Annotated in this window: 23 protein-coding genes; 6 read left to right on the forward strand and 17 right to left on the reverse strand. The window is 72.0% G+C overall.

The window, feature by feature from the left end:
• The first annotated feature begins 40 nt into the window (after window positions 1-40).
• The 3 genes from OG505_RS19180 to OG505_RS19190 all read left to right on the forward strand — a co-directional run bounded on the left by OG505_RS19180 (window position 41) and on the right by OG505_RS19190 (window position 2618).
• The gene (locus tag OG505_RS19180) at window positions 41-976 is read left to right on the forward strand and encodes a glutamate ABC transporter substrate-binding protein (protein ID WP_405426242.1); all 936 of its coding nucleotides are present in this window, start codon (window positions 41-43) and stop codon (window positions 974-976) included.
• Window positions 977-1057: 81 nt separating this feature from the next.
• A complete protein-coding gene (locus tag OG505_RS19185; protein WP_405426244.1) occupies window positions 1058-1714 on the forward strand; it encodes an amino acid ABC transporter permease in 657 nt (218 codons plus the stop codon).
• Window positions 1715-1745: 31 nt separating this feature from the next.
• Window positions 1746-2618 (forward strand): amino acid ABC transporter permease, encoded by an 873-nt coding sequence (locus OG505_RS19190; protein ID WP_405426246.1) that lies wholly within the window; start codon window positions 1746-1748, stop codon window positions 2616-2618.
• Window positions 2619-2682: 64 nt separating this feature from the next.
• On the opposite strand, the gene rny is transcribed toward OG505_RS19190, so the two are convergent.
• Window positions 2683-4449 (reverse strand): ribonuclease Y, encoded by a 1767-nt coding sequence (gene rny, locus OG505_RS19195; protein ID WP_234590771.1) that lies wholly within the window; start codon window positions 4447-4449, stop codon window positions 2683-2685.
• An 828-nt stretch (window positions 4450-5277) separates the two neighbouring features.
• Here rny and OG505_RS19200 point away from each other — a divergent pair.
• Window positions 5278-5874, forward strand: coding sequence for a hypothetical protein (locus OG505_RS19200; RefSeq protein WP_405426248.1), 597 nt, complete (start codon window positions 5278-5280; stop codon window positions 5872-5874).
• A gap of 294 nt (window positions 5875-6168) precedes the next feature.
• Here the strand turns inward: OG505_RS19200 and OG505_RS19205 are convergent, their stop codons facing one another.
• The 7 genes from OG505_RS19205 to OG505_RS19235 all read right to left on the reverse strand — a co-directional run bounded on the left by OG505_RS19205 (window position 6169) and on the right by OG505_RS19235 (window position 13022).
• A complete protein-coding gene (locus OG505_RS19205; protein WP_405426250.1) occupies window positions 6169-6939 on the reverse strand; it encodes a 3-keto-5-aminohexanoate cleavage protein in 771 nt (256 codons plus the stop codon).
• A 31-nt stretch (window positions 6940-6970) separates the two neighbouring features.
• Complete coding sequence (locus OG505_RS19210; RefSeq protein WP_405426252.1) at window positions 6971-7663, reverse strand: regulatory protein RecX; 693 nt, start codon at window positions 7661-7663, stop codon at window positions 6971-6973.
• A gap of 14 nt (window positions 7664-7677) precedes the next feature.
• Entirely contained in the window at window positions 7678-8724 is a 1047-nt protein-coding gene (gene recA, locus OG505_RS19215; protein WP_405426253.1) for a recombinase RecA, read from the reverse strand.
• Between the two features lie 184 nt (window positions 8725-8908).
• Window positions 8909-9109 carry a DUF3046 domain-containing protein gene (locus OG505_RS19220; RefSeq protein WP_007456799.1) on the reverse strand — a complete coding sequence of 67 codons (201 nt, stop codon included), beginning with the start codon at window positions 9107-9109 and terminating at the stop codon, window positions 8909-8911.
• 4 nt (window positions 9110-9113) lie between these two features.
• Complete coding sequence (locus OG505_RS19225; protein ID WP_405426255.1) at window positions 9114-10505, reverse strand: MFS transporter; 1392 nt, start codon at window positions 10503-10505, stop codon at window positions 9114-9116.
• Window positions 10506-10680: 175 nt separating this feature from the next.
• Window positions 10681-11385: a UdgX family uracil-DNA binding protein gene (locus OG505_RS19230; protein WP_405426257.1), complete on the reverse strand. Its 705-nt coding sequence runs from the start codon at window positions 11383-11385 to the stop codon at window positions 10681-10683.
• A gap of 296 nt (window positions 11386-11681) precedes the next feature.
• On the reverse strand, window positions 11682-13022 hold the full coding sequence (locus tag OG505_RS19235; protein ID WP_405434592.1) for an aminotransferase class I/II-fold pyridoxal phosphate-dependent enzyme: 1341 nt from the start codon (window positions 13020-13022) through the stop codon (window positions 11682-11684).
• A gap of 34 nt (window positions 13023-13056) precedes the next feature.
• Between OG505_RS19235 and OG505_RS19240 the strand changes: the two genes are divergently transcribed.
• Together OG505_RS19240 and leuE are read left to right on the forward strand one after the other, a co-directional pair.
• Window positions 13057-14298, forward strand: a complete 1242-nt coding sequence (locus OG505_RS19240) for a bifunctional pyridoxamine 5'-phosphate oxidase family protein/GNAT family N-acetyltransferase (RefSeq protein WP_405426259.1) — start codon at window positions 13057-13059, stop codon at window positions 14296-14298.
• A complete protein-coding gene (gene leuE, locus OG505_RS19245) occupies window positions 14298-14969 on the forward strand; it encodes a leucine efflux protein LeuE (protein WP_405426260.1) in 672 nt (223 codons plus the stop codon). Before OG505_RS19240 ends, leuE begins: the two co-directional genes overlap by 1 nt.
• 6 nt (window positions 14970-14975) lie before the next feature.
• Here leuE and OG505_RS19250 read toward each other — a convergent pair whose 3' ends face one another.
• The 9 genes from OG505_RS19250 to OG505_RS19290 all read right to left on the reverse strand — a co-directional run bounded on the left by OG505_RS19250 (window position 14976) and on the right by OG505_RS19290 (window position 24713).
• A complete protein-coding gene (locus OG505_RS19250) occupies window positions 14976-15905 on the reverse strand; it encodes a sporulation protein (RefSeq protein WP_405426262.1) in 930 nt (309 codons plus the stop codon).
• Window positions 15906-16021: 116 nt separating this feature from the next.
• Complete coding sequence (locus OG505_RS19255) at window positions 16022-17086, reverse strand: hemolysin family protein (RefSeq protein WP_405426264.1); 1065 nt, start codon at window positions 17084-17086, stop codon at window positions 16022-16024.
• Entirely contained in the window at window positions 17083-18438 is a 1356-nt protein-coding gene (locus OG505_RS19260; RefSeq protein ID WP_405426265.1) for a hemolysin family protein, read from the reverse strand. Before OG505_RS19260 ends, OG505_RS19255 begins: the two co-directional genes overlap by 4 nt.
• Window positions 18439-18599: 161 nt before the next feature.
• The gene (gene mnhG / locus OG505_RS19265) at window positions 18600-19007 is read right to left on the reverse strand and encodes a monovalent cation/H(+) antiporter subunit G (RefSeq protein ID WP_405434594.1); all 408 of its coding nucleotides are present in this window, start codon (window positions 19005-19007) and stop codon (window positions 18600-18602) included.
• A complete protein-coding gene (locus tag OG505_RS19270; RefSeq protein ID WP_405426267.1) occupies window positions 19007-19270 on the reverse strand; it encodes a monovalent cation/H+ antiporter complex subunit F in 264 nt (87 codons plus the stop codon). Before OG505_RS19270 ends, mnhG begins: the two co-directional genes overlap by 1 nt.
• The gene (locus OG505_RS19275; RefSeq protein ID WP_405426269.1) at window positions 19267-19872 is read right to left on the reverse strand and encodes a Na+/H+ antiporter subunit E; all 606 of its coding nucleotides are present in this window, start codon (window positions 19870-19872) and stop codon (window positions 19267-19269) included. Before OG505_RS19275 ends, OG505_RS19270 begins: the two co-directional genes overlap by 4 nt.
• Window positions 19869-21374: a Na+/H+ antiporter subunit D gene (locus OG505_RS19280; RefSeq protein WP_405434595.1), complete on the reverse strand. Its 1506-nt coding sequence runs from the start codon at window positions 21372-21374 to the stop codon at window positions 19869-19871. Before OG505_RS19280 ends, OG505_RS19275 begins: the two co-directional genes overlap by 4 nt.
• Before the next feature lie 19 nt (window positions 21375-21393).
• Window positions 21394-21882, reverse strand: coding sequence for a Na(+)/H(+) antiporter subunit C (locus OG505_RS19285; RefSeq protein ID WP_405426271.1), 489 nt, complete (start codon window positions 21880-21882; stop codon window positions 21394-21396).
• On the reverse strand, window positions 21879-24713 hold the full coding sequence (locus OG505_RS19290; RefSeq protein WP_405426272.1) for a Na+/H+ antiporter subunit A: 2835 nt from the start codon (window positions 24711-24713) through the stop codon (window positions 21879-21881). The genes OG505_RS19285 and OG505_RS19290 overlap by 4 nt, the downstream gene beginning before the upstream one ends.
• Window positions 24714-24738 lie beyond the last annotated feature (25 nt).

Consider the following 24738-nt stretch of genomic DNA (forward strand, 5'->3'; position numbering starts at 1 on the left):
TGCCGTACAACGGTGGGCTCCGTCGAAGAAGGAGAAGAGTATGCGTATGAAGCGCGTGGCGGCGGTCGCCATGATGGCCTCCCTCGCCCTGTCCGCCGCGGCCTGCGGCAAGGAGGGTGAGCCGACGCCGAGCGCCGGTGGAAACGCCTCCGGTGGCGCCCAGTCCGACACCTGCAAGAGCTCCGGCGCGACCTTCACCCCGAAGACGGACGCGGCCGTCGCCGGCAGCCCGACCTTCGAGAAGATCAAGGCCGCGGGCAAGGTCTCCATCGGCGTCAAGTTCGACCAGCCAAACCTCGGCTACAAGGACGCCCAGGGCAAGCGGTGCGGCTTCGACATCGAGATCGCCCAGTACGTGGCCAGCACGCTCGGCATCGACCCGGCGAAGATCGAGTACAAGGAGATCGCGTCGGCCAACCGGGAGACCGCGATCAAGGGTGGTGAGGTCGACTACTACGTCGGCACCTACTCGATCACCGACAAGCGCAAGAACGACATCTCCTTCGCCGGCCCGTACTTCGTCGCTGGCCAGGACCTGCTGGTCCGCAAGGACGAGACGTCGATCACCGGCAAGGACACCCTCAAGGGCAAGAAGGTCTGCTCGGCCACCGGCTCGACCCCGATCCAGAGGATTCGCGACGAGGGTCTGACCGAGGCGAACAACATCGTCGAGTTCAAGACCTACTCGGAGTGCGTCTCGCAGCTGCTCGACAAGAAGGTCGACGCCGTCACCACCGACGACGCCATCCTCAAGGGCTATGCGGCGCAGAACCCGGACGAGCTGAAGGTGGCTGGCCAGCCGTTCAGCACCGAGAAGTACGGCATCGGCCTGCCGAAGGACGACAAGGCGCTGCGCGACTACGTCAACGACCAGATCGAGGCCGCCTTCACCAACGGCACCTGGCAGAAGATCTACGACGGCACGCTCGGCCTGTCCGGCTCGGCGGGCACTCCGCCGAAGGTCGAGCGGTACTGACCGTCCGGCTCGACACGAGTTGCGGCGCCGGGCGGGGCTCGTCCCCGTCCGGCGCCCGTGGAGAGGGACTGAGAGCGAGGCATGGGCGAGTTCTTCCGCGTACTGACGGACAACGGGCAACTGTTCGTCGACGGGTTCACCAACACCGTCAAACTTTTCCTGATCGCCGCGGTCGGCAGCCTCGTCCTCGGCACGCTGCTCGGCGCGATGCGGGTGTCACCCGTGCCGGCCCTGCGGGCGTTCGGTGCCACGTACGTCAACCTGGTGCGCAACACCCCTCTGACGCTCGTCTTCGCGTTCCTCGTGTTCGCGGTGCCGAAGCTCGACGTCAACATCGACTACTTCCCCAGCGCCGCCATCGCGCTGATCGTCTACACCTCGGCGTTCGTCTGTGAGGTGATCCGCTCCGGCGTCAACACGGTCGCCGCGGGCCAGGCCGAGGCGGCCCGCGCGCTGGGCATGACCTTCGGTCAGGTGCTCACGCTCATCGTGCTGCCGCAGGCGCTGCGGGCGATGGTTCCGCCGATGATGAGCGTGTTCATCGCGATGCTGAAGAACACCACCATCGCCGCCGGTTTCTCGGTGCTGGAAGCCGGCGCGATCCCGGCGTACATGGCCGAGCGGGGCGAGCCGCAGTTCGCCGTCCTGCTCTGGATCACCATCGGCTTCCTGATCCTGATCCTGCCGCTGGTGGCCTTGCAGCGGTTCCTCGAACGCAAGTGGCGGGTGGCCCGGTGAGCCCCGTAGCGGCGAACGGAAGGTGGCTGAGTTGAGCCAGGCGTCGATCCTCTACGACCTGCCCGGGCCCCGTGCCAAGCGGCGCAACGCGATCCTGGGCGTCGCCTCCACCGCCGGCATCATCGCCCTGCTCGCCTACATCGGCTACCAGTTCGCCGACACCGGCCAGTTCGAGGCTCGCAAGTGGGAGCAGTTCCAGTACGCCTCGGTGCAACGCGAACTATTCGGCGGCCTGTGGGCGACGCTGAAGGCGGCTGGCCTCGCCGCTGTCCTGGCGCTGCTCTTCGGCGCGGTCTTCGCCAGCGGCCGACTGAGCGACAAGTGGATCCTGCGTGCCCCATCGACCTTCATGGTGGAGCTGTTCCGAGCGATCCCGCTGCTGATCCTGATCTTCTTCGGCTACTACGTCCCACTGCAATACGGCTGGTCGATCGACAAGCTGTGGGCGCTGGTCATCGGGCTGGTGCTGTACAACGGTTCGGTGCTCGCGGAGATCTTCCGGGCCGGGATCAACGCCGTGCCGTACGGGCAGACCGAAGGCGCGTACGCGATCGGCATGCGCAAGAACCAGGTGCTGCGACTGATCCTGCTGCCGCAGGCGGTCCGGTCGATGCTCCCGGCGATCGTCAGCCAGCTCGTCGTGCTGCTCAAGGACACCGCGCTGGGCTTCATCATCACGTACCCCGAGTTGCTGTTCGTGGGTAAGCAGATCGGCGGCCGGTTGCCGTTCGGGCTGCCGTACGTGCCGGCGTATCTCGTCGTGGCGGCGATCTACATCGCCATCTGCGGCGCCCTGTCGATCCTGGCCTGGTGGTTGCAGAAGCGGATGGGCCGCACCCCGCGAACCGCCGCCAAGGTGCTGCCCTCCCAGGACGTCGGCGATGCCGTCGGCCGGATGATCTGACGGGACCAGCGGAACGAGTGACGGGCGGGTGGCCACAGCCACCCGCCCGTCGTCTGTTCCAGGATCAGCGGGCGATCTCGGTGACCCGGGACTCGCGGACCACTGTGACCCGGATCTGACCCGGGTAGGTCAGCTCCTCCTCGATCTGCTTGGCCACGTCGCGGGCCAGCACGGCCGCCCCGATGTCGTCCACGTCGTCCGGCTTGACCATCACCCGGATCTCCCGGCCGGCCTGCATGGCGAAGACCTTGTCCACGCCGAGCTTCCCGGCCGCGATCTCCTCGATCCGCTCCAGCCGCTTGACGTACGCCTCAAGGCTCTCCCGCCGCGCGCCCGGCCGACCGCCGGAGCAGGCGTCGGACGCCTGGGTGAGGACGGCCTCGATGGTCTGTGGCGGCACCTCGTTGTGGTGCGCCTCGATGGCGTGCACCACGTCCTCGTGCTCGCCGTACTTGCGGGCCAGGTCGGCGCCGATGATGGCGTGGCTGCCCTCGACCTCGTGGGTGAGCGCCTTGCCGATGTCGTGCAGGAACGCCGACCGTTTGATGGTGGGCACGTCCAGTCGCAGCTCGGCGGCCATGATGCCGGCGATGTGGGCGGTCTCGACCAGGTGCTTGAGCACGTTCTGCCCGTACGAGGTGCGGTAGCGCAGCCGGCCCAGCAGGGTCACCAGCTCCGGGTGGATCTCGGTGATGCCGACCTCGACCAGGGCGTCCTCGGCGGCGCGCAGGCAGAGCTGCTCCACCTCCTGCCGGGCCAGGTCGTAGACCTCCTCGATCCGGTGCGGGTGGATCCGCCCGTCGAGCACCAGCTTCTCCAGCGTGAGCCGGCCGACCTCCCGGCGGACCGGGTCGAAGCAGGAGAGCAGCACCGCCTCCGGGGTGTCATCGATGATCAGGTTGACCCCGGTCACCGACTCGAAGGCGCGGATGTTGCGCCCCTCCCGGCCGATGATGCGGCCCTTCATCTCGTCGCCCGGCAGATGCAGGACGCTGACCACGCTCTCGGCGGTCTGCTCGCTGGCCACCCGCTGGATCGCGTCCACCACGATGTGTCGGGCCCGCTGCTCGGCGGTGCTGCGCGCGTCGGACTCGATGTCGCGCACCAGCAGCGCCGCCTCGCGCTTGGCCTGCGTCTCGATCGCGTCAATCAGTTCCAGCCGGGCCGACTCGGCGGTGAGACCGGCCACCCGTTCCAATTCCCGGCGGCGCAGCTCCTCGGCCTCGGCCAGCTCGGTCTCGCGCTGGGCGAGCGCGGACTCCCGAGCCGCGAGGGCGGCGCTCGCCGCGGTGAGCTGCCGCTCCCGCTCGGCGAACCGTTCCACCTCCTCGGTGTGCAGCCGCTCCCGCTCGTCCATCCGGGCCGCCCGCCGCTCCACCTCCGCGGCCTGCTCCCGGGTCGTGGCGGCGAGCACCGCGACCTCCCGCTCGCCGCTGCGACGGGCTGCCGTGCGCAGCTGCTCGGCGTCCGCCTCGGCCTGCTTGTGCGCCCGTTCCAGCACGGTGTCCGCCTCGGCGCGGGCGTCGTCGAGCACCCGCCGGGCCTCGGCCCGGGCCGCCTTCGCCTCGGCTTTCGCCGCCGCTGCCTCGGCCCGAGCCGCGGAGGCCGCGGACTTGGCCACGTCGATCGTGCTGTTCGCCTGGTCGGCGGCGTTGCGCAGGGCGGCCAGGGACTGTTCCTGACGGTCCTTCTCCGCGATGAAGGCGGGATCCTCCGGGGCCGGCGCCGCGCCCATCCGACGTAGCGTCCGGATGCCGACCAGCACCGCCCCGACCACGACCACCGCGAGGATCAGGACGGCCGCGAGAAGCACGACGTCGAGGGCGTTCATGCCGGGACCCCGCTGGGTCTACCGGTGAACCTGTGCCGCCGCCCCGCCATGGCCGCCTCCCCTGAACGTCAAGACCGCAGGGACTGTGCCCGAGGCACACTCCTGCGGCTGTGGACGCCCGACCGGAGCGGCTGGCCGTGGGTAGCTCTCTCCGCCGGCGGTGCCCTCGGGGCATCGTCGGCGACCGGGTGCAGTTGTCGCGGAGTGCCGGACCGGCCAGTCCGGACTGCCGCCAAAGGCCGCGGAGTCGGCCAAAGTGATGCTGTTCTGTTACGAGATCTATGTTGTGCGCTTAGCCTGCGCTGGTCGGGCAATGTGAGCCTGTATGGCGAGGCTAGGTCGCCAAGGGCGGTCTGGTCAAGGACTCATGATCAAACCCCCCGAACGGAGCGAAGTTGTAGCGTCACCCAATGCTGATGTCGTGTCGGACACGGAAGGACAAACGCGGCGAGCCGACGCCCTCGATTCGAATGTCGTGCCTGTTCAGCGGTAGCGGCACCCCCCGGCCGGCGCCGACGTGGTGATACTGGTGACCCTGCAGAGTCGCGAACCTCGCTCGACCTACCCGATCCCGACGCGACCCGCCGCGCAGTGCCCCAAGATCGCGCTCGACCCCCGCGCAGTGGCCCAAGACCGTGCTCAACCCGCGCGCAGCCGTCAAGATCGTGCTCGATCCTGGATGTAGCGCTCTCAGCGGCGCGGTGATGCCCCTACATCCTGGATCGAGCACGATCATCCGCCTCGGTGCGTGCAGGGTGGTACCGACGCGAGCACAGACCGTACCGCTGGCGGATTGTCGATCATCTGAAGGTCCCCTACCGTCCAGGCATGATGCGAAGGCTGCTCCTGTTCATGGGCGTGTTGGCGCTGTCGTTCGGTGCCGTGGTGGTCTTCGCGAACTGGCGACCGACCATCGACTCCGCAAGCCGGTCGGATGACACGCCAGCGCTCAAGCCTGGTGAGCGGACCACCACCGCAGACGGGCGTATGAGCTTCACCGCGCCGGCAGGCTGGACGACGCGCCCCTGCCCGCCGCGGGAAGACCCGGACTGTGCCCAGGTCTCGCCGAAGGGCGGGGGCGAGGGCGACGTGGTCATGCTGATGATCACAGCGCCGAACCCGGTGGAGGGCTCACCGATGGATCTGTTCCTCGTCGACGACCCCGTCATCGTGCCTTCGGATCCGGCGGTCCAACGATTCACGCTCGACGGCGCGAAGGCCGTCCGGCTCGACTCCTACAAGCTCCCTCCTGAGCCGATGGCGAACATGGATGAGATGCCTGGCGTCAATGACGTGATGGTCTTCGGCGTCGTTCCCGACGCCGCCGACGAGTTCATGATCATGTGTCGGCACGGCGTACTGCCGGCGGCGCAGATGCGGGCGGGCTGCGACCTGATCGTGGAAAGCGTGCGTTTCCCCCGCTGACCCGACGTCCAACGCTCGGCGGGCGCACCGCTCACTCGATCGGGCGGCTTCCGGGCTCCAGATCGCCCTCGGTGTTGGCGAGCGCGTCGGCGTCGATCTTGCTCGGCGCACTCGGCCGCCTCGACGCTCTGCCCGGCGAGCCGTCCTCCACCGCGCGGATGGCCACGCCGGGCGGCCTCACCGTCGGCCCGACGCCGGGAACCGCCTCAAGATCGTGCTCGATCCTGAAGTAGTGGCCTCACCGGCGCGACGATGCCCCTACATCCTGGATCGAGCACGATCATCCGCGGCGGCTCAGCTGGCGCCGGCTGCCAGCGCGGCGGTGACCAACGCCGCGTTGCCCGGTGCCGTTGTGCCGTCGGGCAACAGGAGTGTGTCCTCCAGCCCGATCCGGGTGTGCAGCCCACGGCGGACCGCCTCGACGAGCACCGCCCAGGTGGCCGGACCCTCGGCGTGCAACAGCACAGGAGGAGTCCCCGCGGTCTCCGGCGGCGACCCGCCCGGCAACCCCGACCCCTGTGGCACGCCGGGCGTCCGCGGGGGCGTTGGCAGCGCGGCGAGGATCCGCGCAGCATCGGCCAGCGCGACCACCGGCTCCTGCGCCATGCACTCGACGAGGATCCGCCCGACCGGCACCCGCCAGGACTGGTACGTCTCCACGGCCTCCACGGTCCAGAGACCCACCTCGACGAGCACGCCACGCTCGTGCAACGCGGTGGCGACCGCCTCGGCGCCGGGCTCGTGGGCGTTGACCGAGGCGAAGTCGGGCAGCACCGGCCAGGATCGGACGGCTGCCACCCGGGCCGCCGGATCCGGTTCGATCCAGGCTCCGGTGCTCACTCCCACCGGCAGGCCCGGCCGGGCCGCACGGATCGCGGTAAGCGCGTCGGCGATCACCGCCGGGCGCAGTGACTCGACGCCGGCCGCGTCCCTGGGATGGACGTGCACGGCCGCGACACCCAGCGCGGCACAGCGGGCCGCGTCGGCAGCCAACTCCGCAGGGGTCACCGGCACTGCCGGATGGTCGGCACGACTGCGCTGGCCGTTCAGACACGCTTTCACCATCGGGTCATCCCTGCCGCATCCGTCGCGTCACTCAGTCGAGCGGACGACTGTCGCGCTCCAGATCGCCTTCGGCGTCGGCGAGCGCGTCGGCGTCGATCTGCTCGGCGAACTCGGCCGCCTCGGCGCTCTGCGCGGCGAGTGCGTCCTTCACCGCGCGGATGGCCACGCCGGGCGGGTAGCCCTTGCGGGCCAGCATGCCCACCAGCCGGCGGAAGACCGCGTCGGGCTCACCCCGGGCGGTACGCAGTTTGCGCTCCACCAGAGCGCGAGCGGTTGACGCCTCGGTCTCCTCGTCCAGCTCGCCGAGCGCCTCGGTGGCCACCTCGCCGTCGACACCCTTGCGGCGCAGCTCGTTGGCGAGCGCCCGGCGGGCCAGGCCACGACCGGTGTGCCGGCTCGACACCCAGGCGCGGGCGAACGCGGCGTCGTCGATGATGCCGACCTCGTCGTACCGGTCGAGCACCTCGGCCGACACCTCCTCGGAGATGCCCCGCTTGGCCAGCGCCCCGGCCAGCTCGGCCCGGGTACGCGGACGGACGGCCAGCTGGCGGAGGCAGATCTCGCGAGCCACCTCCGACTCGTCGCGAGGCGTGGTCGTCGGCTCGTCCGCCGACGCCTCAGCAGCACGGCGGCCCCGACGGGGACGCGGCGGATCGGCGGCGTCGCCCGTACGAGGCGGACTGGCATCCCAGCCCCGCCCCGTACGGGCGCGTCGTCCTGCCATGAGTCAGCTACCCGTCAGAAGTCGACCGGCGGCAACTCGGGGCCACCGGCGGCGTCGCTCGCGCCGACCCCGACGCCGAGCTTCTCCAGGATCTTCTTCTCGATCTCGGCGGCCACGTCCGGGTTCTCCTTCAGGAACTCCCGGGCCTTCTCCTTGCCCTGACCGAGCTGGTCGCCGTCGTACGTGTACCACGCGCCGGACTTGCGGATGATCGCCTGCTCCACGCCGACGTCGATCAGCGAGCCCTCACGCGAGATGCCCTTGCCGTACATGATGTCGAACTCGGCCTGCTTGAACGGAGCGGCCACCTTGTTCTTCACGACCTTGACCCGGGTGCGGTTACCGACCACGTCGGTGCCGTCCTTGAGGCTCTCGATGCGTCGCACGTCGAGCCGGACCGAGGCGTAGAACTTCAGCGCCCGACCACCGGTGGTGGTCTCCGGACTGCCGAACATCACGCCGATCTTTTCGCGCAGCTGGTTGATGAAGATCGCCGTGGTGCCGGTGTTGCTGAGCACACCGGTGATCTTCCGGAGCGCCTGGCTCATCAGCCGGGCCTGGAGGCCCACGTGGCTGTCGCCCATCTCGCCCTCGATCTCGGCACGCGGCACCAGGGCCGCCACCGAGTCGATCACGATGATGTCCAGGGCGCCGGAGCGGATCAGCATGTCGGCGATCTCCAGCGCCTGCTCGCCCGTGTCCGGCTGGGAGACCAGCATCGCGTCGGTGTCGACACCGAGGGCCTTCGCGTACTCCGGGTCGAGCGCGTGCTCGGCGTCGATGAAGGCGGCGATGCCACCGGCCCGCTGGGCGTTGGCCACCGCGTGCAGAGCCACCGTGGTCTTACCGCTGGACTCCGGGCCGTAGATCTCGACCACCCGGCCACGCGGCAGGCCGCCGATGCCCAGCGCCACGTCGAGCGCGATGGAGCCGGTCGGGATCACCGCCGTCTGGATGACCGGCCGGTCACCCAGTCGCATCACCGAGCCCTTGCCGAATTGCTTGTCGATCTGAGCGAGAGCAAGGTCGAGTGCCTTCTCCCGGTCAGGCCCTGCTGCCATGGTTGCCACCCCTGCCTTCGCCGGCGTCTTTGCTGAGCTTCGCGTCACGCGGACACGCTAGGCGCTGGGTCCGACAGAAAACCAGCCGACCGGCCGTGAGCTGTGGACGAGCACCCCGCTGTGGACAATAGCCGAACAGGTGTACGACTCGACAAGCGACACGCGGAACCGGCGAAAAGGCTGCTCAGCGTAGTCGAGCGGGTACGCGGTCGGGGTACGCGGCGCAGACCGCCCGCCACACCACGTGCGTCTGCTCTCCCGACGACAGCGCCTGCTCGATGGTCCGCCCATGGAGCTGGGACAGCACCTGGTCGCGGGCGATGCTGGCCGCGTAGCCCGGCCCGAACGCCTCCTCCAGCCGCGCCCAGAAGTCGGTCAGCCGCACGTGATCAACCCTCCTCGCCCGGTGCCCCCGTCGGCACCGGGCGCAACGCTAGCGCCACCAGGGGCACGGTCGCGACCGCCGCGAGCAGGGTGAGCACCGGATAACCGGCGAGTTGCATGACAAACCCGCTGAGCACCGCGGCGCTGGCCCCCGCCAATCCCATGATCAGGTCGGAGAACCCCTGGACGCTGGGGCGCACACCGGCCGACACCGACTCGGAGAGCAGCGTCGAGCCGGCCACCATCGTCCCCGACCAGCCCAGCCCGAGCAGGACCAGACCGACCGAGAGCCGGGGCGTGTGGTGCCCGGCGGTGCCGGCGACCGCGCAGGCGGCCAGCAGCAGCCCGACCCCGCCGAGGATCACCGCCCGCCGGCCGAGCCGGTCGGTGAGCCAGCCGACGACCGGGGCCAACGCGTACATGCCGGCGATGTGCAGGCTCAACACGATCCCGACCACCCGCAGCACGTCGGCGTCGGCGTGCGACTCACCGAGCCGGACCGGGGTCATCGCCATCACCGCCACCATCACCAGGTGACCGATCGCCACGGCGGTGATGCCGAGGCGGGCGGCTGGCTGTCCGCGTACCACCGACCAGGCCAGCCGCATTCCGGCGGTGCGGGGCGCGCGCGCAGCGACCGGCGTGGTGGCCGGCCCGACCCCACCGCCCGCCGGCGCCTCGACCGCCTCACCGCCCGCCGGCGCGGCGTCGCTGGGCGGCCCGGCGGCGGTCGGTGGCGCGTCGGCCGCCGCGAGCCGCCGTGCGGTGAGCAACGGGTCGGGGCGGAGCAACCCGAGGAGTACGACGGAAGCCAGCACGAATGCCGTCGCGCTGAACGCGAACGGGCCGGCCAGCGGCGGCAGCCCCCAGCCGGTGGTGGCCCGGTCGGCCAGGGCGGCGAAGTTCGGCGCGGCCACCGCCCCGATGGTGGTGGCCCAGACGATCAGCGAGAGCTGACGCCCCCGACGGGTCGGCTCGGCGAGGTCCACCGCCGTGTAGCGGGCCTGCAGGTTCGCGGCGGTGCCACCGCCGAACAGCAGCATGCCGAGAAAGAGCAGCGGCACCGAGCGGGTGCCCGCGGCCACCACCACCAGGACGCCGCCGACGGCGCCCACCGCGTACGCCAGCACCAGGCCGGGACGACGGCCGTGCCGCGCCATGATCCGGGTGACCGGGACGGCGAGCAGAGCAGCGCCGACCACACCGGCGCTCTGCGCGACGCCCGCCACCGCGGTGCCGGCGATGCGGGCGGCGAGCAGCGCGCCGACGGAGATGCCGATGGTCACACCGATGCCGCCGATGATCTGGGTGGTGAAGAGCAGCCGCATGGTGCGCCGCTGGATCGGCGCGACGTCGAGCCGGACGCCGCTACGCGGCCCGGTCAGGTCGGTGGCCATCGGCGCTCCTCAGGACGGGGTGACCCCATCCTCGCGCACCGGTCCCGCCGCCCGCCGCCCCCCGCCCGCAAGATCCGCAGGTGGGCGGCGCGCGGACGAGACGGACGCGCACCCGTCGGAAACGGCGTACGACGTCGAGGTCTGTTCCGACACCGGCCCATGAGGACCCGCGGCGCTATCCCGCGAGGGCGCGGGCGGCGACGGTAAGGTCGGCGACCAGGCCCTCGTACGCCTTGTCCTGGTCGTCGGCGCGCAGCACGGCAGATGGGTGGATCGTGGCCAGCAGCCGGGTCGGCGGGGCGTCGGCCCGCTTTCCGGCGCTGTCCACCGGCACCTGGGTGAAGTCCTGCGGGTGCTGGGCGGACGCGGGCCAGGGCAGCAGTTCGCCGCGCTGTCTCGTCACCCGGAAGGACGGGCCGAGCAGCGCCTTGGCGGCGGTGGCGCCGAGCACTACGACGATCTCCGGGTCGAGCCGGGCGAACTCGGCGACCAGCCAGGGCCGACACGCGGTGATGTGCACCTGGTCCGGGGTCTGGTGGATGCGCCGCTTGCCGCGCGCCGCAAAACGAAAGTGCTTGACGGCGTTCGTGAGGTAGAGCTGCGTCGGGTCCAGCTTGGCGTCGTCGACGGCGCGGCGCAGCAGCCGCCCCGCGGGGCCCACGAAGGGTAGGCCCTTCTGGTCCTCCATGTCGCCGGGCTGCTCGCCGACGAGCACCACGCGGGCGCTCTCGTCCCCCCGGCCGAAGACGGTCTGGGTGGCGTCGCGGTACAGCTCGCAGCCCCGACAGCCGCCCGATGCCGTGCGGAGTTCGTCGATGGTGTCGGCGTCGGGCGGGATGAACCGCTGGGCGCCGGGAGCGCTGTCGGTCTGCTCGGCCATGCCGACTGTTATATACCCGTTCGGTATCGCCTGCCGGGTACCCCCGGGGGTGGGCGCGGCATGACCGCGTCAGTAGCCGTTGCCGCCCCCGCCGCCACCGGACGCGATGGCGATCAGCACGATGATGATCACGATGATGGCGATCGCGATCGCGATCCAAAGCCCCTTGCGGTTCCCACCTGCAGCCATTGGTCAGGCACCTCCGGCGGCCCGCATACCCACCCCACTCGCTCCGAATCGCCGCTATCCCACCCTTTCTCCCCATATTTCCCGCAAGGGGGCGCCACGCTCGCAGGTCAGGTGGAGAAGCCCGCTTCGGGGGAGGGATGGATGGCGCGAGCCAGGGCGGCGGCCAGGGGCGTCAGCTCCTCGACGGCCAGGGAACTGACGGTGACGCGCAGGGCGGGCGGAGCCGCGATCCGGTAGAGGGCGCCGGGCGCCACCGCCCAGCCGGCGTCCCGCAACGCGGTCAGCGCGCTGGTCTCGTCCGGCACCGGCAGCCAGACGTTGATCCCGCTGCGGCCGTGCGCAACCAGGCCGTGCTCGGCCAGCGCGGCCAACAGGCCCTCGCGCCGCAGCTCGTAGCTCTGCGCCGCCCGCCGCACCAGCTCGTCGACCGCCGGGTCACCCCAGAGGGCGAGCACCAGGCGTTGCAGCACGGTGGACACCCAGCCGGCGCCGACCCGCGTCCGGCCGGCCACCCGGGCCACTGTGGTCTCGTCGCCGGCCAGCACCGCCAGCCGCAGGTCCGGGCCGAACGGCTTGCTCACCGACCGCACGAAGGCCCAGCTTACGGTCACGCCGGCGAGCGGATGCAGGGGTACGCGGGCCAGCTCCGCGGCGTGGTCGTCCTCGATGAGCAGCAGATCCCGCCGGCCGGCGAGCAGTGCGCGCAGCTCCTCGGCGCGGGCGGCGGAGACGGCGGCGCCGGTCGGGTTCTGCGCCCGGCTGGTGATCACCAGCGCCCGCGCTCCGGCGGTCAGCGCGGCCGCTACCCCGGCCACCAGAGGGCCCTCGTCGTCCACCGGCACGCCGATCGGCCGCAGCCCGAGCGCGGCGACCAGGTCGAGCAGGTTGGCCCAGCCGGGATCCTCCACCGCCACCGCGTCACCGGGACGAAGGTGGGCGCCGAGCAGCCGCTCGATGCCGTCCAGCGCGCCGCCGGTGAGGGTGAGGTCCCCGACGGGCACCCCGTCGGCGCGCAACCGGGCGCGGGCGGCCTCGGCCAGCTCCGGGAGCACGCCGGCCTGCGAGTAGCCGATCGGCGGACCGGCGTCGGCGGCGAGCGCGGCCAGGTGCGGGCCGATCGGGGGCAGCAGTCGGGGGTCGGGCTCGCCCCGGGACAGGTCGCGGGCGTCCGGCAGCGGCGCGGGGCGCAGCGCGGAGCGGCGGGCGGCCACCGGTGGGCGCGGACGGACGCGGGTGCCGTGCCGGCCAGCGGTGGCCAGCACGCCCCGTTGGCGCAGCTCCCGATAGGCGCGGGCGACCGTGGCCGGACTGACGCCCAACTCGGCGGCGAGGGCCCGCACCGGCGGCAGGGCGGCACCGGGCGGCAGGGCGCCGGCACGGATGCCCGACTCGATGCTGGCCGAAATCGCGACGGCCGTCGTCCCACTGAACTGATAGCGTGCTGACACAAACATGGGATTGTACTAGAACAAAGGGGCGCGCATGTATCCACCCACCGTCCGGACCACTCCCACCCGCTCGCGCGACCGGATGAGTTACGACCGGGAGGCGGCGCACGCCGTGCTCGACGAGGCGTACCACTGCGCGCTCGGCTTCACCGTCGACGGCGAGCCCCGGGTGCTGCCGACCCTGCACGTCCGCATCGGTGACACCCTCTACCTGCACGGGTCCACCGGCAGCCGGCCCCTGCTCGCCGCCCGGGGCGACGGGCTGCCCGTCTGTGTCACGGTGACCCTGCTCGACGGGCTGGTCTACGCCCGCTCGCAGTTCCACCACAGCGCCAACTACCGCTCGGTGGTCGCGCTCGGCACCGCCCGGCTGGTCACCGACGACCACGAGAAGAGCGCCATGCTCACCGCGCTGGTCGACAAGGTGGGCGCGGGACGCAGCGCGGACAGCCGCCCGCCGAACCGCCGCGAGCTGGCCGAGACCGCCGTGCTGGCGCTGCCGCTGCGGGAGGTGTCCGTCCGGTCCCGCACCGGCGGGGTCCGCGAGGACGACGCCGACCTGCACCTGCCGCACTGGGCCGGCGTACTGCCGTTGCGGCTGACCGCCGGCCTGCCGCAACCCGCCGCCGGGGTCACCGCGCCCCTGCCGGCGTACCTGCGGACGGCCCGCACGCCCTGGCACGACCCGGTGCCGCTACGCGGCGAACACGTCCTGCTGGAGCCGCTGGACCTGGCGCACGCCGACGACCTGCACAGCGCCACCGCCGACGACGACGTCTGGCGGCACCTCTCCGTCACCCGGCCCACCGAGCCGGCCGGGACCGCCGAGGTGGTCGCCGCCGCGCTGGCCGCCCAGCAGCGCGGCGAGCGGGCGCCCTGGGTGCAGCGCTGCGCGAGAACCGGGGCGGTGGTCGGCACCACGTCCTACTACGAGATCGACCCGGAACGACTGTCGGTGGCGATCGGGCACACCTTCCTCGGTCGGCCGTGGTGGCGTACCGGGATCAACACCGAGGCCAAGCTGCTGCTGCTCGGCCGGGCCTTCGACGACCTGGGCGCGGTGCGGGTCGCCTGGCACACCGACATCCGCAACGTCCGCTCGCAGGCGGCCATCGAACGGCTCGGCGCCACCCGGGAGGGAGTGCTGCGGATGCACCGCCAGCGTCCGGACGGCTCGTGGCGGGACACCGTGCAGTACGCGATGACCGTCGACGAGTGGCCGAACGCACAGGCCACGCTGCGGAAAAGACTTCTGCGGACGGCGTCGGTGGCGTGATGATGGCGGGCGTGCTGGGGATCACCGACATCTGGACGTACGTGCTGGGCACCGTGGCCATCATCCTGCTACCCGGACCGAACTCGCTCTTCGTGCTGTCCACCGCCGCCAAGCGGGGTGTGGGTGCCGGCTACCGGGCCGCGGGCGGGGTCTTCGTCGGCGACGGGGTCCTGATGATCCTCTCCGCCGCCGGGGTGGCGTCGCTGCTCAAGGCGTACCCGCCGCTGTTCCTGGTGATCAAGTACGCCGGTGCCGCGTACCTCGGTTATGTCGGGGTGTCCATGCTGCTCGGCGCCGCGCGGCGCTGGCGCGACCGCAACGACCCGGACACGCCGCGGCTCATCGACGCCGCGGAACCGGCGCAGATGCGCAGCCCGTTCCGCAAGGCGCTGGCGATCAGCCTGCTGAACCCGAAGGCGATCCTGTTCTTCATCTCGTTCTTCATCCAGTTCGTCGATCCCGGCTACGCCTGGCCCGCGCTGTCGTTCCTGCTGCTCGGCCTGATCGCCCAGGTCACCAGCGCGCTCTACCTGACCGCGCTGATCTTCGCGGGCACGTTCCTGGCCGCCCAGTTCCGCCGACGTCGTCGCCTCGCCGTGGGCGGCACCACCGCCGTGGCAGCCCTCTTTCTCGCCTTCAGCCTCAAGCTCGCCACCGCCAGCGCCGGCTGACCCCCCTCAGGTGCCGTCGCCGCCGCCGGAGCCGCCTCCCACGCCTGCGCTTCCGGCCGTGCCGCCCAGGCCGTAGCCCGGTTTGATCGGCTGGTCGGGGTGGCGGCTGACATGGGCGGACCGGCTGATGGTGGCGGACCAGTCGGCGTGCGCGGCAGCCGCGGCGTGTCGGTTGATCGCCTGACGTAGCCATCCGTCCACGGTGGCGACCCAGTCCCGCTGCCCGGCGTCCGCGTGCCAGATCCGGAACCGGCTGATGCTCTGGTGGGTGATCCCGGCCAGCGCCAGCCGACGGTCCAGCCAGATGATCACCTCCAGGCCCGCCGAGTTCGTCACGAAGATCAGCTCCAGCTCGGTGATCGGGCCGGCGTAGAGCGGGCCCACCCAGTAGCCCCACCGCTGGTGCAGCGCCAGGGTGTGCTCCACCCCCGGCAGCCCGCCCTCCTGCAACCCGGATTGGCGGATCATGAAGCCGAGCGTGGCCAGCGCCGCCAGCACGTGCTGCTGGGTGGGGATCGGGTGCACGAGGACCGGCACCATGGCCCCCTGGTCCAGATCCGGGTCGACGGACACCTCGGTCCGCAGACCCATCCGCAGGCTCAGCAACGGCACCCCGCCGAACGTGGTCACCGGGGTCTCCCACGGCAGCGGCAACGCGAAGTCGACAGCCCGCCGGCGACCCGCCGGCACCACGAACCGCCCGGCGATCGGCAGCGAGAAGAACTGCACGAGGCGCCGGGGGGCGGCCGGGTCGTCCGGCTCGACAGTGGTGACCAGGCCGAGCCGGATGTGGCGTACGAGCACGTCGTCCGGCCCGGCGGCGAGAGTCACCCGCCCCGGCAGACGCAGGCCCGGACGGGTGCTCGGGTTCGGCAGCGTGGTCCGCACGGACAGCCCGGTCCAGCCGGAGTCCCGAGAAACCCCCGTCAACCGCACCGCGCGCCCCCTCGCGGAACGAGGCCCCTCTGGCCCCGGACCGACCGCGCCTACCCGGTCGGGGTCACCTCACGCCCGCCACCTCGACCGGATGCCGAACCGCCGCCGTGTCCGCCTCACCGCAACCGCCGGCCGCGCGGCACCATGTCGGTCTCGTCGTCGAACTCGCCGATGACCTCCTCCAGCAGGTCCTCCAGAGCGACGAAGCCGATCGGGCGGGCCGGACCACCGCCGTTGCGGACCAGCGCGAGCTGGGACTGCCGGGCGCGCATCGCGGCCACCGCCTCGGTGACCGTGGACGTCGCCGGGAGGGTGAATGCCGGCGTCATCAGCTCCCCGGCGGTGGCGGCCCGGCCGGTGGTGACCACCCGTACCGCCTCCCGGACGTGCACCAGGCCGCAGACGTCGCCGCTGGTGTCCAGGACCGCCAGCCGCGACCGGCCGCTGTCCCGGCTGACCTGCTCGATCCGCTCGGCCGGGTCGTCGCGCCGGACGGTGACCATGGTGGCGAACGGCTCCATCACCTGCGCCACCGACGTGCCCTGCAACTCCAGCATGCTGGTGAGCAGTTGGTGCTGCTCGGCGCCGAGCAACCCGTGCTCGCGGGACTGCTCCAGCAGCATCCGCAGCTCGTCCGGGCCGTGCACCTGGGCGAGCTGATCCTGCTGGTTGACCCCGACCAGGCGCAGGATCGCGTTGGCCAGCGCGTTCAACGCCGACAGCACCGGCCGGGACACCCGGGCGAAGGCCCGGAACGGCAGCGCGAGCAGCGTCGCCGAACGCTCGGCGTCGGTGATCGCCCACGACTTCGGCGCCATCTCCCCCACCACCAGGTGCAGGAAGGTCACCAGAGCGAGGGCGAAGACCAGCGCGACCACGTGACTGGCCGCGTCGGGCAGCCCCACCGCGTGCAGCAGCGGGCTGATCAGGTGCTCGATCGCCGGTTCGGCCAGCGCGCCGAGACCCAGGGTGCACAGCGTGATGCCCAACTGCGCCCCGGCCAGCATCAGCGACAGCTCGCGGACGCCGTCCAGCGCGGCCCGGGCCGCCCGGCCGCCGCTGGCCGCCGCCTGCTCCAGCCGGTACCGCTTGCTGGCCACCAGGGCGAACTCGGCGGCCACGAAGAACCCGTTCAGCGCCAGCAGGATCCCCGAGCTGAACAGCGCGATGCCGGGGCTCACGCGGTCACCCCCGGCGTGCTCAGTTGCAGGCGTACCGAGTCGGCGACGTGCCGGTCCACGGCGAGCACCTCGACCAGGGCCCGCGGCTCCTCCTCGCCGTCGTCGACCTCGGCGCCCTCGGGCAGCAGGCTGATCTCCAGCCGATCACCGACCTCCGGCACCCGGCCCAGCTCGCGCATGACCAGCCCGGAGAGCGTGTCGTACTCCGGGGCTTCGGGCAGCGCGATGCCGGTGCTGTCGGCGACCTCGTCGATCCGCCAGCGGGCCGGCACCACCCACGACCCGTCGTCCTGCCGGGCGGGGGCACGCTCCGGCGGATCGTCCTCGTCCCGGATCGGGCCGACCAGTTCCTCCGCGATGTCCTCCAGCGTGATCACACCGGCGAAGCCGCCGTACTCGTCCACCACGCAGGCCATCTGCCGGTGCCCGGACCGCAGGCGGTCCAGCACCGTGGGCAGGGGCAGGGTCTCCGGCACGAGCAGCGGCGGCCCCGCCACCGCGCTCACCGGGGTGGCGGCCCGCTCCGCCGGCGGTACGCCGAGCACGTCGGCGATCCCGACGATGCCGATCAGGTCGTCGACGCCGTCGGCACCCCGCACCGGGAAGCGGGAGTGGCCGGTGTCCAGCAGCTCGACCACCCGGCTCACCGGCTCGTGCGCCCGGACGGTGTGCACGTCGACGCGCGGCACCATGGCCTCGCCGGCGGTCAACTCACGAAAGTCGAGCCCGCGGTCGAGCAGCGTGGACATCTCGGCGTCCAGGCTGCCCTCCTCGCGGGACTCGGCGATGATCTGTTCCAGGTCGGCGGGGGTGGCGCCGCTGGGCAGCTCCTCGATCGGCTCGATGCCGACCCGGCGCAGCAGGCGTATCGACGCGCGGTCGAAGAGCCGGATCACCGGCCCGGCCAGGGCCAGGTAGAGGAGGGTGGACCGGCTCAGCGCCCGGGCGAGCGGCTCGGCCCGGGCGATGGCGAGGTTCTTCGGGGCCAGCTCGCCGAGCACCATCTGCACCACGGTGGCGATGACCAGGGCCAGCACCACCGACAGCGGCAGGCTGACCGACTCGCGGAGACCGGCGACGCCGAACAGGTCGGCGAGGCCGCCGCCGAGGTACGGCTCAGCGACGTAGCCGACCAGCAGGGCGGTGACGGTGATGCCGAGTTGCGCGCCGGAGAGCATGAAGGAGAGCCGGCTGGTGACGGTAAGGGCCCGGGCGGCGGCCTGGTCGCCGTCGTCGGCGAGCTGGCGCAGCTTGCCCCGGTCCACGGCGACATAGCCGAACTCCTGCGCCACGAAGTAACCGGTGGCGGCGGTGAGCACGATGATCAAGAGAAGGCCGACGACGATCAGCACGGGTCGCTCAGGGCTCCCGGGGCCGTCGGGACGGGAATATGCCGGGCACGACCCGGCTGGCTACTGCTGCCCTCCTGGGCAGAAGAGTCGATCATGCCGCCATTTTATCGGCGTCGCCTGGGACTCCGCTGAGGGTGGGCCGAAGGCGACGATCGTCCGGTTCACCCGGACTGGGCGCGGCCGTCGCCGGATCCGCCGCCGGTCGGGCGCTCGGCCAGCTCGTCGGCGTCGAGCAGGCCCCGGTCGAACCGGCCGGACCGGTAGGCGGCCCGACCGATCATCTGTGCCGAGACCGGCGCGGTGGCCAACTGGAAGACCGCCACCAGCAGGATCATGCCGATGTCGGCCACGGACCGCAGTCGTAGCGTGACGCCGAGCAGCAGCAGGAGCACTCCCAGCACCTGGGGTTTGGTGGCCGCGTGCATCCGGGACAGGGTGTCCGGGAAACGCAGCACACCGATCGCGGCGGACAGTGCGAGCAGCGCGCCGGTCACCAGGCAGGCGGCGCCGAGCCAGTCGGCAGCCGTCGCGAGCACACCTGCCGCCGAGGGCCCGCCGGTCGCCACCATCACGCCTGCTCCCGGACGGCGAAGCGGACCAGGGACACCGAGCCGACGAAACCGAGCAGGGAGAGCACCACCAGCACGGGCAGCGTGGTGGCGTGCCGGTTGACCGCCGCCTCCGCGCCCACCGCGCCGACCATGGTGGCGAGCAGCATGTCCGCCGCGATCACCCGGTCCAGCAGTGAGGGGCCCCGGTAGAGCCGGATCAGCGCGAGCAGCGCGGTCATCGACAGCAGGGCGGTGAGGACGACGGCCAGGAACGTGATCATTGAGAGTTGCCCTTCTCGACGGGATCGGGTCCGACGCGGCGCAGTTCGGCGGCGCTGCCCACCGCCCGGACGATCCGCCGCTCGAGGTCGAGGGTGCGTTCCCGGGAGAGGGCCAGGTCCGCCGGCCCGTGGGTGTCCAGAACGTGCAGGTAGAGCGTCCCCGCCTCCCGGTCCACCTCGAGGATCAGCGTTCCCGGCACCAGCGAGACCGCTTCGGCGGTGAGGGCCAGGTTCAGATCGGTGGGAACCCGCAGCGTCACGGCGATGATCGCCCCGCGCGGGCGGTAGCCGGGTTGCACGGCGATCCGGGCGATGTGCAGGCTCGCGCTGACGAGCTCGACGACGAACCGGCCCGCGAACGCCACCAGCGCGCCGGGCCGCAGCCGGCCGCCGAAGCTGACCGCCGGCAGCGGAAAGAACAGCAGGACCGCGCCGCCCACCAGCAGGCCACCGATGATGTTGGCGAGGGTGATCGACCCCCAGAGCAGGTTCCAGACGAGCACCAGCCAGCCGAGCGTCAACGCCTGGTCCCGCCAACGCCCGAACCGACCCCGCAGCTTCGCGGTCGCGCCCGCGGGGGTCGGTGCCCGCGGGCCGGTCACGGCACGCCGCCGGGCAGGACGGCCCGCACGTACGGCGTACGCGAAAGCAGGTCGGTGGCCGCGTCGGCGGTGACGTCGAACAGCGGACCGGCCAGCACGGTGAGCGTCAACCCGAACGCGACCAGGGCGGCGGTCGCGCCGACCATCAGGGTGGGCAGCCGGACGGCGGGCTCGCTGGCGACGATCCGGGGCGCCCGCCAGAACGCGATGTTCCACACCCGGGAGGCCACGTACAGGGTGAGCAGGCTGGTCAGCGTGCCGGCCGCCACCAGCGTCAAGGGCAGCGCCCCGCCGGCCGCCACACCGGCCTGGAGCAGGCCGAGCTTGCCGAGGAACCCGGAGAACGGCGGCACCCCGGCGAGATTCATCGCCGGGACGAAGAAGAGGACGCCGAGCAGGGGCGCCATTCGGGCCAGCCCGCCGAGACGACGCAGGTCGGTGCTGCCGGCCCGCTCCTCGACCAGGCCGGCCACCAGGAACAGCGTGGTCTGAACGGTGATGTGGTGCACCACGTAGAAGATCGCGCCGGCGAGACCGGCGGCGGTGCTCAACGCCACCCCGAAGATCATGTAGCCGATGTGGCTGACCAGGGTGAACGAGAAGAGCCGCTTCATCTCCGACTGCGCCACCGCGCCGAGGATGCCGACCACCATGGTCAGCCCGGCGACGACCATGAGCAGACCGTCGACCTGACCACCCGGAAACAGCAACGTCTCGGTACGGATGATCGCGTACACGCCGACCTTGGTGAGCAGCCCCGCGAACACGGCGGTGACCGGGGCCGGGGCCGTGGGGTAGCTGTCCGGCAGCCAGGCCGACAGCGGGAAGACCGCCGCCTTGATCGCGAACGCGAGCAGCAGCAGCAGTTGCAGGGTCACGCGGACGTTGTCCGGCAGGTCGTCGAGACGCTGGGCGAGCTGCGCCATGTTGAGCGTGCCGGTGGCCGCGTACACCAGCCCCACCGCGGTCAGGAAGATCATCGAGGAGAGGATGCTGACCACCACGTACGTCGAGCCGGTGCGGATGCGGGTCTCGGTGCCGCCCAGCGTGATCAGCACGAAGCTGGCCGCCAGCAGGATCTCGAAACCGACGAACAGGTTGAACAGGTCGCCCGCCAGGAACGCGTTGGTGACACCCGCGGTGAGCACCAGGTACGTCGGGTGGAAGATGACCACCGGCGCGCTCTCGCTCGTCTCGCTGCGACCCTGGCCGATCGAGTAGAGCAGCACGCAGAGGGTCACCGCCGAGGACACCACCAGCATCAGCGCGGCCAACTGGTCGGCCACCAGCACGATGCCGACCGGTGGCGGCCACCCGCCGATCGCGAGCACCACCGGCCCGTGCCGGTACGCCTGCACGAGCAGCACCACCGCGACGGTGAACGTCACCATCAGGCAGAGCACGCTGACCGCACGCTGCACCCGGGGCCGGCCGGCCAGCAGCAGGGTCAGCGCCGCGCCGAGCAGCGGCACCACCACCGGCAGCGGCAGGAGCCCGCTCACCACGTCCGCCGCGCCCCGGTCACCGCGCCCCGTCCCCTCTGCCACGCCGGAGCCGTCGGCGGGCCGGCTCCGGGTCGACCTGCTCCGGGTCGCTGTCCGGGCCCTCCCCGCCGTGGTCGACGGCCCCCACCTCGTTGCGCCCGGCACGGCGGATGATCTGGCGGTCCTCCAGGTCGTCGGGCACCTCGTCGTCGCCCGTGAGATACCAGCTCCGGTACGCGACGGCGAGCAGGAACGCGGTGAACCCGAACGTGATCACGATGGCGGTCAGCACCATCGCCTGCGGCAGCGGATCACTCATCCGGTCCACCGGGCCGGTGCCCACGATCGGCGCGCCACCGGAGCGGCCGCCCAGCAGGATCAGCAGGTTGACCCCGTTGCCGAGCAGGATCACGCCGAGCAGGATCCGGGTGAGGCTGCGCTCCAGCAGCAGGATCACCCCGCAGCCGACCAGCACCGCGACGGCGAGCACCAACACCATCGTGGGTCCGGGGCCACTCGCCGTCATGTCCGGCCGCCCTTGTCGACGGCCAGACCGCCGCTCGCCGTGCCGGTGGCCTCGATGTGCCGGTCCACCTCGGCGCCGAGGCTGCGCAGGATGTCCAGCAGCAGCCCGATCACGATCAGATACACGCCGATGTCGAAGAAGAGCGAGGTGACGAGGTGGGCGTCGCCGATCAGCGGCAGGGACACGTCGAGCTTGGCGCTCTCCAGCACTGACCCACCGGCCGCCAGCGCCACCGCCCCGGAGCCCACCGCCACGGCCAACCCCGCGCCGAGGATCGGGCCGGCGCCCACCGGGGCAGCCTCGGTCAGCTCGTACCGGCCGCCGGCCAGGTAGCGGACCACCAGCGCGAGCCCCGCCACCAGTCCGCCCGAGAACCCGCCGCCCGGCGCGTTGTGCCCGGAGAAGAGCAGGAACAGCGAGAACAGCACCACCGTGTGGAAGATCAGCCGGGTGACCACCTCCAGCACGATCGAACGCCGCTCCTCGTAGAGGGTCGGGCCGCCCCGCAACCAGACCGGCCGGTCGGAGCGGGCCGCTCGATCGGCCGGCTCCGGCCGGCGCGGTCGCGGCCCGGTACGGGACCTCTCAAAGATCAGGCTGGCCACCCCGGTGGCGGCCACCACCAGCACCGACACCTCCCCCATGGTGTCCCAGGCCCGGATGTCGACCAGGGTCACGTTGACGACGTTGCGGCCGTACCCCTCGCCCACCGCCAAAGCCGGAAAAACTGTCGAGATGTCCGGTGCGCGGCGGGCTCCGGCCGCGACGAGGGCGAGCCCGCCCGCCGCCGCGCCCGTCGCCACGCCGATCACCCGGCGGGTCCATCGGCTGCGGCGCAGCGGACGGGCCGAGAAACGCTCCGGTAGGCGGCGCAGCACCAGCACGAACACCGCGATGGTCGCGGTCTCCACCAGGAACTGCGTGAGCGCGAGATCCGGTGCGCCGTGCAGGACGAACAGCATCGCGCTGCCGTAGCCGGTCATCCCCACCAGCAGCATCGCGGTCAACCGCCGGCGAGCGCCGACCGCGAGCAGCGCGGCCACCGCGATCACCACCACGACCACCGGTTGCAGCGGGTTGTCCCAGAGCGGGAGCCCGGCCCGCCACGGCCGGGCGACGAGCATCGCCCCACCGGGCAGCAGCACGAGGGTGACCAGGATGATGCCCAGGTACTGCGGCAGGGAGCCCCGCTGGGTCGCGCCGGTGACCTTGATGGCGAGCCGGTCGAACCGGCCTACGATCCACTCGTACCCCTGATTGCCGCCGACCGGCGAGTGGAGCCGGGCCAACACCGGGGCGAGCGGGCCGCGGAGCGCGAAGAGCAGCCCGCCGCTGGCGAGTGCCAGCACGGACAGACCGAGGGCCGCGGTCGGGCCGGGCCAGAGCGTCAGATGCGCATCGACCGCACCGAGCAGTTCGGCGTACGGGCTGAGCAGGCCGTCCAGCACGCCGGCGGCGGGGCCGGCGAGCAGCCCGACGACGGCGAGCACGGCCGGGGGGACCAGCATCGACGCCGCGATCGGCGTCGGCTGGACCGGTTCGACGCCCGGCCGGTCGGCGAACGCGCCCCAGAGGAAGCGGGCGCTGTACGCGACGGTGAGCACCGTCCCGGCGACCAGTCCGGTGAGCAGCACCGGGTCGTCGGTGAACGCCGTGAAGACCGCCTCCTTGGCGACGAACCCGACCAGCGGTGGCACGCCGGCCATCGACGCCGCCGCCAGCACCGCGACCGCGAACAACGGCCGCGACCAGCGCCGCAGCCCGGACAACTCGCGCAGGTCGCGGGTGCCGGCGCCGTGGTCGATGACGCCGACGACCAAAAACAGCGCCGACTTGAACAGGCCGTGCGCCAGCAGCATCGCCGTACCGGCCAGCGCGGCGTCCGGGGTGCCCGCGCCCGTCACCGCGACCAGCAGGCCCAACTGGCTGACCGTCCCGTACGCCAACAACAGCTTCAGGTCAATCTGGCGCAGCGCCGCCCAGCCACCGGCGATCATGGTGGCCACCCCGGCGATGAGCACCACGGGCCGCCACGGGCCGACCGTGGCGAGCACCGGCGCGAGCAGGCCGACCAGGTAGACGCCCGCTTTGACCATGGCGGCGGCGTGCAGGTACGCGCTGACCGGGGTGGGGGCCGCCATCGCGACCGGCAGCCAGGAGCTGAACGGCAGCACCGCCGACTTGGACAGGGCTCCGGCCAGGATCAGCAGCACCGCAGTGATCAGGTAGCCGCCGCCGGGCAGCGGGTGGCTGGCGATCTCCGACCAGCGGTAGCTGCCGGCGTGCTCGCCGAGCAGGATGAACCCGACCAGCATTGCCAACCCGCCCGCCGTGGTGACGGTCAACGCCTGCGCCGCCGCCCACCGGCTGGACCGGCGTTCGGTGCTGTGCCCGATCAGCAGGTACGAGAAGATCGTCGTCAGTTCCCAGCCGACGTAGAGCAGCAGCAGGTCGTCGGCGAAGACCAGGACGAGCATCGCGCCGGCGAAGGCGACCAGGACGGTGGCGAGCTGCGCCATCCCGGGAGCGTCCGCGGCGAAGTACCGGGCGCTGTAGACCAGCACCAACGCGCCGACGCCGCCGATCAGCAGGGTCAGGAGCCAGGACAGCGTGGTGAGGCGCAGCGCGATGTCGAGGCCCAACTGCCCGATCCACGGGTACGTCTCGACCACCGCGCCGCCGTGACCGACCGCCGGGGTGCGGGCCAGCGCCCAGCCGAACGCGGCGGCCGGCGCGAGCGCCAGCGGGTAGCACGCGCGTGGACCCCACCACCGGACGAGCAGCGGCGCGGCGAGGGCCGCCACGAGGTGGAGGATGAGCAGTACCAGCACCCGCACTCCCGATCGAGGTGGCCGA

This window comes from Micromonospora sp. NBC_00617, assembly GCF_045161355.1.
Taxonomy (GTDB): Bacteria; Actinomycetota; Actinomycetes; order Mycobacteriales; family Micromonosporaceae; genus Micromonospora.